We start from the raw sequence: 13674 nt of genomic DNA, 5'->3' as shown, positions 1-13674 counted from the left end.
GGGAACAACGGGCCGTTCGGATGCGATCGACTGTGAACGTCAGGAATTTCACCGGTGAACATTTTGAATACGCCGGGCACGCGGATATCGGAGCGATGCGTTCCGCGATGCGGCGACCACGGGAAGCCGTGACAGGGGAGGACTACCCTGTCACGACGGGAGCGTGGGCACAGGGGGAGGCCAGGCCATGCAGCCGCTGGAAGCCGGCGAACCGACCACGATCGGGCCCTACCGGCTGCTCGGAAGGCTCGGTTCGGGCGGGATGGGCCGCGTCTATCTGGGGCGCAGCGCCGGCGGCCGCACCGTCGCCGTGAAGGTGGTCCACCCGCACTTCGCACTCGACGAGGAGTTCCGGGCGCGCTTTCGGCGCGAGGTCGACGCCGCGCGCCGCGTCGGGGGAGCCTGGACGGCGCCGGTCCTCGACGCCGACCCGCGGGCGTCCGTGCCGTGGGTCGCGACCGGGTACGTGGCCGGCCCCTCCCTCGCGCAGGCCGTGAAGGAGCGCGCCCTGCCCGATCACTCCGTACGGGTCCTGGGCGCGGGCCTCGCCGAGGCACTGTCGGCGGTGCACGGTCTCGGGCTCGTCCACCGCGACGTGAAGCCGTCGAACGTGCTGCTCACCGTGGACGGCCCGCGCCTGATCGACTTCGGTATCGCCCGCGCCACGGACGGCACCGCCTCCCTCACCTCCACCGGCGTCTCGATCGGGTCGCCCGGATACATGGCGCCCGAGCAGATCCTCGGCAAAGGCGTCACGGGCGCCGCCGACGTCTTCTCCCTCGGCGCGGTCCTGATCTACGCGGTGACCGGCACGTCCCCGTTCCCCGGCGACTCGTCCGCCGCGCTCCTCTACAAGGTGGTGCACGAGGAGCCCGAACTCGGCCTGGCGCGCGGGGAGCTGCGCGACGTCGCCGCCGCGTGCCTGGCGAAGGACCCGGCCGCGCGACCCACGCCTGACGAGGTGGCGAGCGCGCTCGCCCCGCAGGGCGCGGCCCGGCTCGTGGCGGCGGGGTGGCTGCCTGGCGCGCTGGTGGAACAGGTGGGGCGCAGCGCGGTGGCACTCCTCGACCTGGAGGGAGCGGCGCCGGAGGGCGCAGCGGAGCGTTCGGGTCCGGTCGGCTTCAGCGAACCCTCGGTCGACCGGCCGCCGGACGCGACGGCGGCGCCGGCCGGGGTGTTCGGGCCGCCCGACCCCACGTACGGACCGGCCGCCCCGCACGTGCCCGCCCCGGCCGACGCCGCCGTGCCCGCGCCGCGCGCCGAGGTGCCGGGTCCCGGGAAGCTCTCCGTCAGTGTGGCCGCGACGTCCGTGCCCGGCGCCGGCGGGCGAGGACGCAGGCTCAGCTGCACGGTCGCGTTGGGGGTCGCGGGCGCGCTCGCCGCCGTCACCCTGGGATCGGTGTTCCTGTTCGACCTGCTGCCCGGCTCCTCGAAGGGCGGAAGCGACACGGCGGGCGGCCGTCCGCCCGCGGCGACGGCCTCGGCTTCCGCCTCCGCTTCTGCCTCACCTTCCGTTTCCGCCTCCGCTTCTGCTTCCGCCTCCGCCTCACCTTCCGCTTCCGCCTCGGCCCCGAAGGGCTCGGTCCCCGCCTCCTACGTGGGCACCTGGGAGGGCCCCGGCACCGGGCTCGGCGGCACGCTGCCGATGGGCACGTTCCGCGTCACCGTCGAACAGGGCAGGATCGGCGAGGAGTTCGGCACGTTCCACCAGACCGACCCGATCGGCGCGGTCTGCGAGGACGTCCTCGTCCTCAAGAGGGTCGAGAAGGACCGGATCGTCGCCACGGGCATCGCCAAGACGTCGAACGGCGGGCAGTGCACCACCGGTCGCCACGAAGTCCGCCTGGTCAAATCGAAGTCGGGCGACCGCCTCACCTACGAGACGGACAACCCGCGCGCGGGCGACCCCGTCGCCACGATGCGGCCCGCCGGCTGACGTGACCGGGCCGGGCCTTGCGTGACACACGAAGGGGGAGCGGGGACATGGGATTCGGCAGGAGCCGGGGAGCGAACGGGCCGCTGGTCGAGCCGGTGACTTGGGAGGGCGTCCGCTGGTTCGTCGTGACCGACATGGAGCGGGCCGCCGCGTTCCCGCGCAAGCCCGTGAAGGGACGCCTCGCCGTGCGCGTCCCCACGACGGCCGCGGGCGTGCGCCACTTCGCGCCCGCCGCGTACGTCCTGGGCGGCGGCGAGGACGGCGGACCGTATGAGCTGCACGAGGCCGGGGGCGCGCAGCGACTCGTGTGCACGGTGACGGCGGCGGGCGACGCGCACGTGGTCACCGACGCGGCGGGCGCCGAACTCGGCCACGTCCACCGCACACCCGCCGTCAAACGCACTGTCCAGCACGGACTGTGGCTGCGGCAGCCGGGCCGCCCCGATGCCGTCGCCCGCTACCACTGGGCCAAGGGCAGCGCGAAGGACATCGTGACGCGCGGCAGGGACGGCGCGGTGCGGGGCGCGGGCGCGCTCGTCGGCGGCGTCGTGGACTCCGTGCTCAGCCTGGGCGCGGAGGGCGGCGACCGGTCCAGTACGCGCGCGGCGAAGCCGGTGACCTGGCGGGGCGGCGAGGAGACCGTACTGACACAGGGGTACGTGGACGGCGTCAAGTCGTATGTGCCGCAGGCCGGTTGGCTCGACCTGCGGCTCGCGTTCGCGCTGGCGGTGCTCGGCCGGTAGACGGCGCCGGAGCGTGAGGCGCCGGTGGACACGGGGGAAGGGGCGGGGATGGTGGATGTGCTGCTGGTCGTGGCCGGGGCGGTGTGGGGCGCCGCCGCCGGACTGTTCGTTCCGCGGGCCGCGTACCGGCTGTCCGTGGAGCCGGACGAGGCGTGGCGGGCGAGCTGTCCGGACGGGCATCCGCTGCCGGGCGGTGTGCGCGGGTGGCTGGGCCGCGGGCGGTGCGCGGTGTGCGGCCGCGCGCTCGGCCCCGGCGCCCTGACGCCCGTCCTGCTCACCGCCGCCGTCTGCGCCGCGCTCGCCGCCGCCACCGGAACCCGCCCCGAACTCGGCGCCTGGCTCCTCCTCGCGCCGCCCGCGGTGCTCCTCGCGGTGGTCGACGCCCGGGTGAAGCGGCTGCCCGACGTCCTCACTCTGCCGCTCGCCGCGGCCGCCCCGGCTCTGCTCGGCCTGGCCGCGCTGCTGCCCGAGCCCGGTGGCGACTGGCCGGCGGCGCTCCTCGGCGCGCTCGCGCTCGGCGGGGGCTACCTCGTGCTCTTCCTCATCCACCCTCAGGGGATGGGCTTCGGCGACGTGAAGCTGGCCCTGGGCCTGGGTGCGGCGCTCGGCTGGTACGGATGGGGGCTCGTGTTCATCGGCACGTTCGCCGGGTTCCTGTTCGCCGCGCTGTACGGCACGGTCCTCGTGATCGCGCGGCGGGCCGGCCGCAGGACGGCGATCCCGTTCGGGCCGTTCCTGCTCGCGGGCGCGCTGGCCGGCGTGCTGATGGGGGCCTACGCCGCCTGACGTCGGGCGGCAGGACGTGCTGGCGTACGCTGAGACGGTCCGCCCGCCCGTCTCCCACCACCACCCTTATTTCGCCGCGCTCCGCGCCTTTTTTGCTTAACCCTTACGAACGAAACGAAAGGGACGCCCGGTGACCGAGAAGGCCGACCTTCAGACCGTCCTCGACCGTGCCGCCGCGGGTGGACGCATCACCCCCGAAGAGGCGCTCGACCTCTACCGCGACGCTCCCCTGCACGCGCTCGGCGCGGCCGCCGACGCCATCAGGCGCCGCCGGTACGCCGGCACCGAGCACATCGCGACGTACATCATCGAGCGGAACATCAACTACACGAACGTCTGCGTGACGGCGTGCAAGTTCTGCGCGTTCTACGCCGCGCCCAAGGACACCGCCAAGGGCTGGACGCGCGACCTCGACGACATCCTGCGCCGCTGCGCCGAGACCGTCGAACTCGGCGGCACGCAGATCATGTTCCAGGGCGGCCACCACCCGGACTACGGCGTCGAGTACTACGAGAAGCACTTCTCCGCCATCAAGCAGGCGTTCCCCCAGCTGGTCATCCACTCCCTCGGCGCGTCCGAGGTCGAGCACATGGCCCGCATCTCCAAGGTCTCCGTCGAGGAGGCCATCGAGCGCATCCACGCGGCCGGCCTCGACTCGTTCGCGGGCGCCGGCGCCGAGCTCCTCCCGGCCCGCCCCCGCAAGGCGATCGCCCCGCTGAAGGAGTCCGGCGAGCGCTGGCTGGAGATCATGGAGGCGGCCCACCGCCTCGGCGTCGAGTCGACGTCCACGATGCTGATGGGCACCGGCGAGACCAACGCCGAGCGCATCGAGCACCTCCGCATGATCCGCGACGTACAGGACCGCACGGGCGGCTTCCGCGCGTTCATCCCGTACACGTACCAGCCGGAGAACAACCACCTGAAGGGCCGCACGCAGGCCACGCTCTTCGAGTACCTGCGGATGATCGCCATCGCGCGGATCTTCCTCGACAACGTGGCCCACATCCAGGGCTCCTGGCTGACCACCGGCAAGGAGGTCGGCCAGCTGTCGCTGCACTACGGCGCCGACGACCTCGGTTCGATCATGCTGGAGGAGAACGTCGTCTCCTCGGCCGGTGCCAAGCACCGCTCGAACCGCCTGGAGATCATCGACCTCATCCGCAAGGCGGGCCGCGTCCCCGCGCAGCGCGCCACGACGTACGAGCACCTCGTCGTGCACGACGACCCTGCGAACGACCCGGTCGACGACCGCGTCCAGTCGCACATCTCGTCCACCGCGATCGAGGGCGGCACGGCACACCCCGAGCTGAAGCTCGTCTCCACCAACTGAGGCTCATTTGCTGACGATCCATGTGGCCGAGGCCTCGCCCGAGGCCGCGGTCCTGGTCGACGGGGCGTCCGTCGCCGCCCTCGGCCCGTACGAGGACCTCGCCGCCGTCCGCCCGCAGGCGCGGGTGCGGCGGTGGCCCGGCATCCTCACGCCCGGCCTGCTCAACCCGTACGGGCCCGAGATCCTCGAGGGCACCTACCACCCGGACCCGCGCGAGGCCGACGAGTTCGGCACGCGGCCGGTCGTCGGGGAGCGCGCGCGGGAGATCTTCCGAGCGGATCCGTCCCGGGTCGGGGCCAGCGCGCGGCGTGGCATCCAGCAGCTGTTCGCGCACGGCACGGTGGCCGTGGCCGGGGAGCTGCGCTCCCGTGCCGTGGTGGACGCGGTGCGCAGGGCCGGGCTCGCTCTCGGGCAGCGCCCGCCGAACCAGCCCGGGCCGGTGTCCTTCTCGCCCGTGCCGCTCGTCCTGCTGCCGCCGCTGGTCGTGGGCGGACCGGCCAGGTTCGCCGTGTTCGACGTGCCGGACCGCGCCTCGCTCGTACGGCTCGGCCCGGCCAGCTGTGTGGCCACGGTCGTCGAAGGCCGCCTGGTGTACCGGCGCCGCTGACGCCGGCCCGGGGGCGTACTGCCACAATGGACGCGTGACCCGCGCATCCCTGGACAAGCAGCCGCACGAAGTCGCTTCGATGTTCGACGACGTGGCGGACCGGTACGACCTCACCAACGACGTGCTCTCGCTCGGCCAGGCCCGGCTGTGGCGCAAGGAGGTCGCGAAGGCCGTCGATGCGCGGCCCGCGCAGAAGGTCCTCGACCTCGCGGCCGGTACGGCGACGTCCTCGCAGCCCTTCGCGCAGGCCGGCGCCTACGTCGTGCCCTGTGACTTCTCGATCGGGATGCTCCAGGTCGGCAAGAAGCGGCACCCGTGGATGCCGTTCACCGCGGGCGACGCGACGAAGCTGCCGTTCAAGGACGACACCTTCGACGCCGTGACCATCTCCTTCGGCCTCAGGAACGTGCAGGACACGGACACGGCGCTGCGCGAGCTGTACCGGGTGACGAAGCCCGGCGGGCGCGTCGTGATCTGCGAGTTCTCGCAGCCGACGTGGGCGCCGTTCCGCACCGTCTACACCGAGTACCTGATGCGGGCCCTGCCGCCGGTGGCCCGCGCCGTGTCCTCGAACCCGGACGCGTACGTCTACCTCGCCGAGTCGATCCGCAGCTGGCCCGACCAGCCGGCGCTCGCGGCCCGCCTCCAGAAGGCCGGCTGGTCGGACGTGGCCTGGCGCAACCTGACGGGTGGCGTCGTGGCGCTGCACCGGGGCGTCAAGTAGCGGGCTTCCACGTGGCGGGCCCTCAATTCCCGCTCCGTGCAGGTCCGTTGTGCCGTTTCCCCGCCGCAGGGAACCGGTCACCGGGAAAGATATGTCCGTTGAATACGTGGTGACAGCCGGTCACCTCTGGTGACGGTACGACTTTCCCGGATGACGGAGCATTTCCCATGGCGTCGTTCTGCCCGCACTGCGGAGCCCAGGCTCCTGACGAGGCCCGCTTCTGCATGAAGTGCGGGCGGGAACGAACGCCGGAGCGCGAGCCGACGGTTCAGGGGCCCGCGGCGCCTGGCGCGGCAGCCTCCGGTCAGCCGCCCGTTCCGCCGCTCGCGCCGCCCGCCGCACCGCCGCCGCCCGCGTTCGCTCCCGGCGGGCCCTCGCCCGTCGGCGCCTTCTTCGGGCGCGCCTTCCGCGGCGACTGGGCCGGTTCGGCGCAGGCCGCGCTGTGGCCCGTCGGACTCCTGATGATCGCCGCCGTCGCCCTCGCCATCCCTTCGTACGGGCAGGGCGGCGACGTCGTCGTCGGGTTCGGCGACCGGATGCGGATCTCGCTCGCGCTGCTGCTCCAGTCGCTCGGCGGCGGCTTCGAGGTGTCGGCCTCCGGCGGCTCCTCGCCTTTCGGCGGCGGCTCACCGTTCGGCTCCGGCGGCGGTGACATGGGAGCGGAGCTCAGCGGCGGCGCCGCGCTCTCCCTCGTTCCTCTCACCGTCACCGCCCTGTGGATCCTGGCGCTCTGGATCGGCGTACGCGTCCTGCGCTCACGCCTCCGGGCCCGTGCGGCGAGCCCGGCCGTGCCCGGCGGCCACCTTGTCCCGGGCACTCCTGTCCCCGGCACTCCCGGGCTCGAAGCCGCCCTGCGTGTCGCCCTGTTGGTGACCGCCGGCGTGCTCGTACTCGGCCTGTTCGCGCAGCCCGCGATCCAGGGCGTGCGGATCTCGTCGTCACCCGTGCTCGCCGCGCTCGGCGCGCTCCTCGTCTCGCTCGCCGTCGCCGCGGGAATGCTGCACCGGGACGACCTGGCCCAGTGGCTCGCCACCCGGCCGGCGGCGTCGGCGCTGGTGCGGGCCACCGGGACGGCGCTGCGCGCGCTCGCCGTCGTCCTCGTGATCTGTTCGATCGCCGCGTTCATCAGCATCGCCCAGCTCGACGACCTGGGCGATGCCTCCGACGTGTCCGACCTCGGCGGGGCCGACCTGTCACCGCTGCTCGTCGCCCTGCTCGTGCTGCCCAACCTCGGCGCCATGGCGCTCGGCCTCGGCTGGGGCGCGCCCATCTCCTTCGAGGCGGGCGGCAGTTCGACGTACGGGGGCGGATACCAGCACCAGTCGTTCGGTCTCTCCGAGCTCGGTGACGCCACCAACTCCTGGGCGGTCGTGGGGGCGCTGGCCCTCGGCACCGTCTGCGCGCTGACCGTGGGCGTGATGGCGGCCCGACGGTCGGCCGACCGTCGCGAGCAGCTCCTGGCGGCCGGGATCTTCCTCGGTCTGTTCCTGCTGCTCGGCGCACTCGGGGGGCTCGGTCTGCAGGCCACCGGGGCCGCGTCCGACCTCGGAGGCAGCGGCACGGGCAGCGCCGGCGTGGGCCTCGGCATGGCGGAGGCGCTCCTGTTCGGGCTGCTGTGGGTGTTCGCGGCGGCGTTCCTCGCGCCGTATCTGATGCAGATGGCGGGAGCGCGGACCGGGCTCGTCCCGGAACCGCAGGTGCCGCCGGGGGCGTTCGGGCCCGCGCCGGACGCCCGTGTGCCGGATGCCGCGGTGCCGGCGTATCCCGCGTCGGCCGCTCCCGTGCAGGCGCCTACCGCGCCGGAAGCGCCCGACGATCCGCCCGTCCCGAACGCCCCGCCCGCCCCGAACGAACCCCCCGCCCCCAACGACCCGCCGAATCCCGCCGTGGCAGCCGCCCTGCCGACGGCCACCGCCGTTCCCGCGCCCACCCCCACGCCTCCTCCCGGACCCACCCCTGCCCCCGGCCCCGCCCCCGCTCTGCTGTACGACCCGCGCACCTTCCAGCTCGGCGCGCAGCCGGCCGCCCCGGCCGCCAAGTCCCCGCGTCGCGCCGGGATCTGGGTGGCCACCGTCGCCGGCGCGTTCGTCATCGGGGGCGGGGTGGCGGCCGGGGTGCTGCTGTTCCAGGACCACGGCGGCAAGGACGACAGGGCGGGCCGCGACGACAAGCCCGCCGTCAGCGCCGAGCGGCCCGCCACGTCGCAGGCGCCGACCCCGGCGCCGAGCCCCACCCCGAGTGCGACGCCGGACCGGGCCACGGACGCCACGCCGGGCCCGACCCCGGACGCGACCGTTCCGTCCGGCTACCGCAAGGCCGTCGACCCCATGGGCTTCTCCTTCGTGATCCCCGACGTGTGGTCGCGCCAGGGCGTGGAGAACGGCAGCCAGATCACCTACGCGGGCAGTACCGGTGCCGAGCACTACCTCGTCGGCGTCATCCCGGACGCGGGCTACACCTCGTACGACAACGTCCTCAACATGGAGAAGCACGCCGAGGAGGACAAGAAGAAGCAGGACTACCAGCGGATCGACCTGCGCCGGAACACCTTCCAGGGGCGGCCCGGCGCCATCTGGGAGTACACCTACCGCGACGAGGGCGGCCGGACGATGCACGGCATCGACCAGTCGTACATCGCCGAGGACGGCACCGAGTACACGATCTTCCTCGTGGGGCAGCAGGACGTGTGGGCCGACCTGAAGAGGACGTACCGGACCGGCCTGGAGTCCTGGCGCCTGGCGAACTGACTCCGGCCCGGCGCCACGACGGTCACGGCCGGTCGCCTGCGCCGGCCGCTGCGTGCCGACCCCTACATGCCGACCACCGTGTACGTCTCGCCCGGTTCGTCCAGTTCGCGCTGCAGCCCGCCGCCGCGCGGCCCCGGCATACGGGGCTCGTTCACCCCGGAGCCGCCGTGGCCCTCGCCGTCCGCCAGGTCGAACCAGACGGTGACGACGGCGCCGCGGGGCACCTCGGTGTCGGGCAGTGGGTACTGGCGTACGACGTAGTCGACCACGGTGAGACGGAAGTCGGGGCGGTCGGGCGCGATCAGCTGCACGCCGCGCGCCGCCGCGGCCTCGCGCGCGTCGACGGCCATGAGGCCGACGAACTTCGGTACGCGCACTTCGGGCGTCTTGGGTGTAATGCGCACAGACTTCACCCCCAGCGGTACCCGAAGGGTAGCTCCGTCGGACCCCCGACCGGAAGCGGCAGGGCTGACGAGGCGAGCCCGAAAGGGCCTACAGCGCGAGCCTGAAGCACAGGCCCGTACGCGAGTCACCCGGGACGGTGAACGTTTCGGCGGGTTCCATGCCGAGGCGCCGCGTCACCGCCACCGACCGCTCGTTGCGCGAGTCGACCATCGCCACCACGCTCCGTACACCTGCGGCCCGTACGCGTTCCACGGTCGCGAGGGCGGCCGCCGTCGCGTAGCCGCGGCCCCAGTGCGCCCGCCCGAGCCGCCAGCCGATCTCGATCTCGCCCGCCGGACCCCAGGCGTGCGGCCAGGGCTGCGCGCCCGTGAAGCCGATGACGGCGCCGTCCGTGCCGGTCATCGTCCACAGACAGAAGCCGCGCTCCGCGTCGTGCCGGCGCTGCCGGGCGGTCAGCTCCTCGTACACGGACAGCTCGGCAGCGGCCCCGCCGTGGAACTCCATGACCTCCGGGTCGTCGAAGACGCGGTGCCAGGCGAAGGCGTCCTCGTCGGTGGGGACCCGCAGCTGTACATCAGGCAGAGCTCGGTTCACAGGGCGGCCCTTCGGCTGGGTGATCAGTACCGCTGCATAGACTGCCCACATCCGGTGCCGTGCGGCACGCAGATTTCGAGTCTTCGGGAGAACCCGCCGTGACCGAGCCCCTCTCCGAGCACAGCGCAGATGTGATCGTCGTCGGGGCCGGGCCAGCCGGTTCGACGACCGCGTACTACCTGGCCAAGGCCGGACTCGACGTCCTCCTTCTGGAGAAGACCGCGTTCCCCAGGGAAAAGGTGTGCGGCGACGGCCTCACCCCGCGGGCCACCAAGCAGCTCGTGTCGATGGGTATCGACATCTCCGAAGAGGCGGGCTGGCTGCGCAACAAGGGCCTGCGGATCATCGGCGGCGGCGTCCGGCTCCAGCTGGACTGGCCGGATCTCGCCTCCTACCCGGACTACGGACTCGTCCGCAAGCGCGACGACTTCGACGAGCAGCTCGCCCGGCAGGCGCAGAAGGCGGGCGCGCGCCTGTACGAGCGCTGCAACGTCGGCGCCCCGATCCTCGACGACCGCACGGGCCGCATCACCGGCGTCAACGCCAAGCTCGGTGAGGAGAAGCGTGAAGTCACCTTCCACGCGCCCCTCGTCGTCGCCGCGGACGGCAACTCGACCCGGCTGTCCCTCGCGATGGGCCTGCACCGGCGCGACGACCGCCCGATGGGCGTCGCCGTCCGCACGTACTTCACCTCGCCGCGCCACGACGACGACTACCTGGAGTCCTGGCTGGAGCTGTGGGATCGCCGCGGCGCCCAGGACCGGCTGCTGCCCGGCTACGGCTGGATCTTCGGCATGGGCGACGGCACGTCGAACGTCGGCCTCGGCATCCTCGACTCCTCCGCCGCGTTCAAGGAGCTCGACTGGCGCGAGGTCCTGAAGGCCTGGTGCGCCTCGATGCCGGAGGACTGGGGCTACACCCCGGACAACATGACGATGCCGATCCGCGGCGCCGCCCTGCCCATGGCCTTCAACCGCCAGCCGCACTACACCAAGGGTCTGCTCCTGGTCGGCGACGCGGGCGGGATGGTGAACCCGTTCAACGGCGAGGGCATCGCGTACGCCATGGAGTCCGGCCAGATCGCGGCCGACGTCATCGTGCAGGCGCACGCCCGCGCGACCGACGCCCAGCGCGAACTCGCCCTCCACCGCTACCCGAAGGTCCTCAAGGACACCTACGGCGGCTACTACACGCTCGGCCGCGCCTTCGTGAAGCTCATCGGCAACCCGAAGGTCATGAAGATCGCGACGCAGCGCGGCCTGACGCACCCGGTGCTCATGAAGTTCACGCTGAAGATGCTCGCCAACCTGACCGACCCGACGGGCGGCGACGCGATGGACCGCATCATCAACGGCCTGAGCAAGGTGGCACCGAAGGCGTGACGTCCGGGCGACGCCCCGTACGCACTCCTGCGATCGGGGGTTCGCCCGATTTGGCCCCCGCGCTCCGCGGGGGCCACCCTGGATGCATGATTTTCATCGCCGTGAAGTTCACCGCCCGGCCCGAGTACGCCGACTCGTGGCTGGAGCACACCGCCGAGTTCACCCGCGCCACGCGCGCCGAGGAGGGCAACCTCTTCTTCGACTGGTCCCGCAGCGTCGAGGACCCGAACCAGTACGTCCTCCTGGAAGGCTTCCGGGACGGGGACGCGGGAGCCGCGCACGTGGGCTCCGACCACTTCAAGGCCGGCCTGGAGACGATGTCCGGTCTGATCGCCTCCGTACCGGAGATCATCAACACGGAGATTCCGGGAGGCAGTTGGGGCCCTATGGGTGAACTGTCCCCGAAGGGCTGAAGTGCGGACGATGTGAGGGTGCTGTGGGCGCTGCCGCCCGCCGGGTTACCGAGCGCGCCCCGGCTCCCTAGCCTGACGCATTCATGTCACATGTGTCAGGGGGCAGGGGATGACCACTTCCACCGGACCGGGCGGACCGACCCGTAGACGGATCCTGGCCGGCACCGGCGCCGCGGTCGGGGCCGCCGCGCTGCCGGTGACCGGCGCCACGGCGGCCGCCGGTGCCGGTGCCGGCACCAGCGTCGCCGTCCTCGGCGGCGGCGTCTCCGGGCTCTCGGCGGCCCATGAACTCGCCGAACGCGGCTACGCGGTGACGGTCCACGAGTACTACGACGTCCTCGGCGGCAAGGCCCGCTCCATGGACGTACCGGGCTCGGCCTCGGGAGGTCGCAGACCCCTCCCCGGCGAGCACGGCTTCCGCTTCTTCCCCGGCTTCTACCGGAACCTGCCCGACACGATGCGCCGCATCCCGTTCCCCGGCAGTCCGGGCGGTGTGCGCGGCAATCTCCGTAACGCCACCGAGGAACTCTTCGCCCGCCACGAGGGCCGCCCGGACCTGCACTTCCCGCTGCGGCGTGCCACGACCCCACCGCGCCCGGGCGATCTGACGACGACCTGGCTGCGCGACGAGATCACGGCGGCCCTGGACACGGGGACCCGTCTGCCCGCGCATGAGGTCGCCTACTTCGCGAACCGCCTCCTCGTCCATCTCACCAGCTGCGAAGCCCGCCGCGAGGGCGAGTGGGAGGCCGTGCCGTGGTGGGACTTCATCCGCGCCGGCGACTTCAGCGAGGAGTACCGCACGCTCCTCGGCATCGGCCAGACCCGCAATCTCGTCGCCACCCGCGCCCAGGAGGCCTCCACCCGCACGGTCGGCCGCGTCATCATCGAGGCGCTGATCCTCTGGGGGCTGCTCGGCCGTGGCCTCGACGGGTCCGACGCCGACATCGACCGCGTCCTGAACGCTCCCACGAGCGAGGCGTGGATCGACCCCTGGCGCGCCCACCTCGCCTCCCTCGGCGTCGGGTTCGTGTTCTCCAGTGACGTACGGGAGGTGCTCTACGCCGACGGGCGCGTCACCGGCGTCCGGATCACCGACCCCGACGGCGGACGCGAGCGCGTCGTCACCGCCGACTACTACGTCCAGGCCATGCCCGTCGAACACGCTCGGCCCACCTGGGGTGCCGCGTTACGCGCGGCCGACCCGCAGCTCGCGCGCTGCGACCGGCTCCGCACGGACTGGATGACCGGGATCATGTTCTATGTGCGCCGGCCCGTTCCGCTGGTGCACGGACACGTCAACTGCCTCGACTCGCCATGGGCGGTGACGGCGATCGGCCAGGCGCAGTTCTGGGACGGGCGGGACTTCGCCGCCGACTACGGCGACGGGCGGGCCGTCGACTGCGTCTCGACGATCATCTCGGAATGGGATGTTCCCGGCATTCTCTATGGAAAGCGGGCCCGGGAGTGCACCCGCGAGGAAATCGTGGAGGAGTGCTGGGCGCAGCTCAAGGACGGCGTCAACGACAGCGGGCGCGCGCTCATCGAGGACGCGGACCGGCTGTCCTGGTTCATGGACCCGGCGGTGACGGGGCTCGGCGGGCCCGCTCCCGGCAACCGCGAACCGCTGTTCATCCACCCGACCGGCACCTGGCACCTGCGCCCCACGGCCCGCACCGCGGTGCCGAACCTCTTCCTCGCCGGGGACTACGTCCGTACCGACGTGGACCTCGCCACGATGGAAGGTGCCAACGAGTCCGCCAGGCGGGCCGTCAACGCCCTCCTGGACCAGGACAATTCGGATGCCGAGCGCTGCCGGATCTGGGAGCTGTACCGGCCGCCCGAGCTCGAACCCCTCAAACGCGTCGACGAGGCCCGCTACCGGCTCGGCCTGCCGAACACCTTCGATCTGGGCTGAGGCCCCTTCGCGGCCCTTCCCGCGGCCCTTCTCGTCCGTACGGCAGAGGCCGCCGCACCCCGAGCGGGGGGAGCGACGGCCTCTGCCGT

12 protein-coding genes are annotated in these 13674 nt (G+C 72.8%); 10 read left to right on the top strand and 2 right to left on the bottom strand.

Annotated features, from left to right (window positions below):
* The first annotated feature begins 187 nt into the window (after positions 1 to 187).
* The 7 genes from ACFC96_RS39380 to ACFC96_RS39350 all read left to right on the top strand — a co-directional run bounded on the left by ACFC96_RS39380 (position 188) and on the right by ACFC96_RS39350 (position 8873).
* Positions 188 to 1936, top strand: a complete 1749-nt coding sequence (locus ACFC96_RS39380) for a serine/threonine-protein kinase (RefSeq protein ID WP_376617114.1) — start codon at positions 188 to 190, stop codon at positions 1934 to 1936.
* A gap of 47 nt (positions 1937 to 1983) precedes the next feature.
* Positions 1984 to 2679, top strand: coding sequence for a hypothetical protein (locus ACFC96_RS39375; protein WP_376265768.1), 696 nt, complete (start codon positions 1984 to 1986; stop codon positions 2677 to 2679).
* A 48-nt stretch (positions 2680 to 2727) separates the two neighbouring features.
* Positions 2728 to 3465, top strand: coding sequence for a prepilin peptidase (locus ACFC96_RS39370; RefSeq protein WP_376617112.1), 738 nt, complete (start codon positions 2728 to 2730; stop codon positions 3463 to 3465).
* Positions 3466 to 3595: 130 nt separating this feature from the next.
* Entirely contained in the window at positions 3596 to 4795 is a 1200-nt protein-coding gene (gene mqnC / locus ACFC96_RS39365) for a cyclic dehypoxanthinyl futalosine synthase (RefSeq protein ID WP_116511252.1), read from the top strand.
* Between the two features lie 7 nt (positions 4796 to 4802).
* Positions 4803 to 5402: a hypothetical protein gene (locus ACFC96_RS39360; RefSeq protein WP_227296703.1), complete on the top strand. Its 600-nt coding sequence runs from the start codon at positions 4803 to 4805 to the stop codon at positions 5400 to 5402.
* Between the two features lie 34 nt (positions 5403 to 5436).
* Positions 5437 to 6126, top strand: coding sequence for a demethylmenaquinone methyltransferase (locus ACFC96_RS39355; RefSeq protein ID WP_266673174.1), 690 nt, complete (start codon positions 5437 to 5439; stop codon positions 6124 to 6126).
* A gap of 167 nt (positions 6127 to 6293) precedes the next feature.
* Positions 6294 to 8873 carry a zinc ribbon domain-containing protein gene (locus tag ACFC96_RS39350; RefSeq protein WP_376617110.1) on the top strand — a complete coding sequence of 860 codons (2580 nt, stop codon included), beginning with the start codon at positions 6294 to 6296 and terminating at the stop codon, positions 8871 to 8873.
* Between the two features lie 62 nt (positions 8874 to 8935).
* On the opposite strand, the gene ACFC96_RS39345 is transcribed toward ACFC96_RS39350, so the two are convergent.
* Positions 8936 to 9277 carry a PASTA domain-containing protein gene (locus ACFC96_RS39345; protein WP_376265761.1) on the bottom strand — a complete coding sequence of 114 codons (342 nt, stop codon included), beginning with the start codon at positions 9275 to 9277 and terminating at the stop codon, positions 8936 to 8938.
* Positions 9278 to 9365: 88 nt separating this feature from the next.
* Complete coding sequence (locus tag ACFC96_RS39340) at positions 9366 to 9872, bottom strand: GNAT family N-acetyltransferase (protein WP_376617108.1); 507 nt, start codon at positions 9870 to 9872, stop codon at positions 9366 to 9368.
* A gap of 98 nt (positions 9873 to 9970) precedes the next feature.
* Here ACFC96_RS39340 and ACFC96_RS39335 point away from each other — a divergent pair, with 98 nt between their 5' ends.
* From ACFC96_RS39335 to ACFC96_RS39325, 3 genes are all read left to right on the top strand, one after another.
* Positions 9971 to 11254 (top strand): geranylgeranyl reductase family protein, encoded by a 1284-nt coding sequence (locus ACFC96_RS39335; RefSeq protein ID WP_376265755.1) that lies wholly within the window; start codon positions 9971 to 9973, stop codon positions 11252 to 11254.
* Positions 11255 to 11340: 86 nt separating this feature from the next.
* Positions 11341 to 11667, top strand: a complete 327-nt coding sequence (locus ACFC96_RS39330) for a putative quinol monooxygenase (RefSeq protein ID WP_116511241.1) — start codon at positions 11341 to 11343, stop codon at positions 11665 to 11667.
* 109 nt (positions 11668 to 11776) lie between these two features.
* The gene (locus ACFC96_RS39325) at positions 11777 to 13585 is read left to right on the top strand and encodes an FAD-dependent oxidoreductase (protein ID WP_376617107.1); all 1809 of its coding nucleotides are present in this window, start codon (positions 11777 to 11779) and stop codon (positions 13583 to 13585) included.
* Positions 13586 to 13674 lie beyond the last annotated feature (89 nt).

The sequence above is a fragment of the Streptomyces sp. NPDC055955 genome (assembly GCF_042270245.1).
Lineage (GTDB): Bacteria > Actinomycetota > Actinomycetes > Streptomycetales > Streptomycetaceae > Streptomyces.
This window is presented reverse-complemented; position numbering and strand designations above follow the sequence as displayed.

What these genes read in the sequence shown, in the direction of transcription:
- ACFC96_RS39330 (WP_116511241.1), top strand. Translation starts at nt 11,341, where the DNA reads ATGATTTTCATCGCCGTGAAGTTCACCGCCCGGCCCGAGTACGCCGAC.
- ACFC96_RS39380 (WP_376617114.1), top strand. Translation starts at nt 188, where the DNA reads ATGCAGCCGCTGGAAGCCGGCGAACCGACCACGATCGGGCCCTACCGG.
- ACFC96_RS39325 (WP_376617107.1), top strand. Translation starts at nt 11,777, where the DNA reads ATGACCACTTCCACCGGACCGGGCGGACCGACCCGTAGACGGATCCTG.
- ACFC96_RS39375 (WP_376265768.1), top strand. Translation starts at nt 1,984, where the DNA reads ATGGGATTCGGCAGGAGCCGGGGAGCGAACGGGCCGCTGGTCGAGCCG.
- ACFC96_RS39350 (WP_376617110.1), top strand. Translation starts at nt 6,294, where the DNA reads ATGGCGTCGTTCTGCCCGCACTGCGGAGCCCAGGCTCCTGACGAGGCC.
- ACFC96_RS39370 (WP_376617112.1), top strand. Translation starts at nt 2,728, where the DNA reads ATGGTGGATGTGCTGCTGGTCGTGGCCGGGGCGGTGTGGGGCGCCGCC.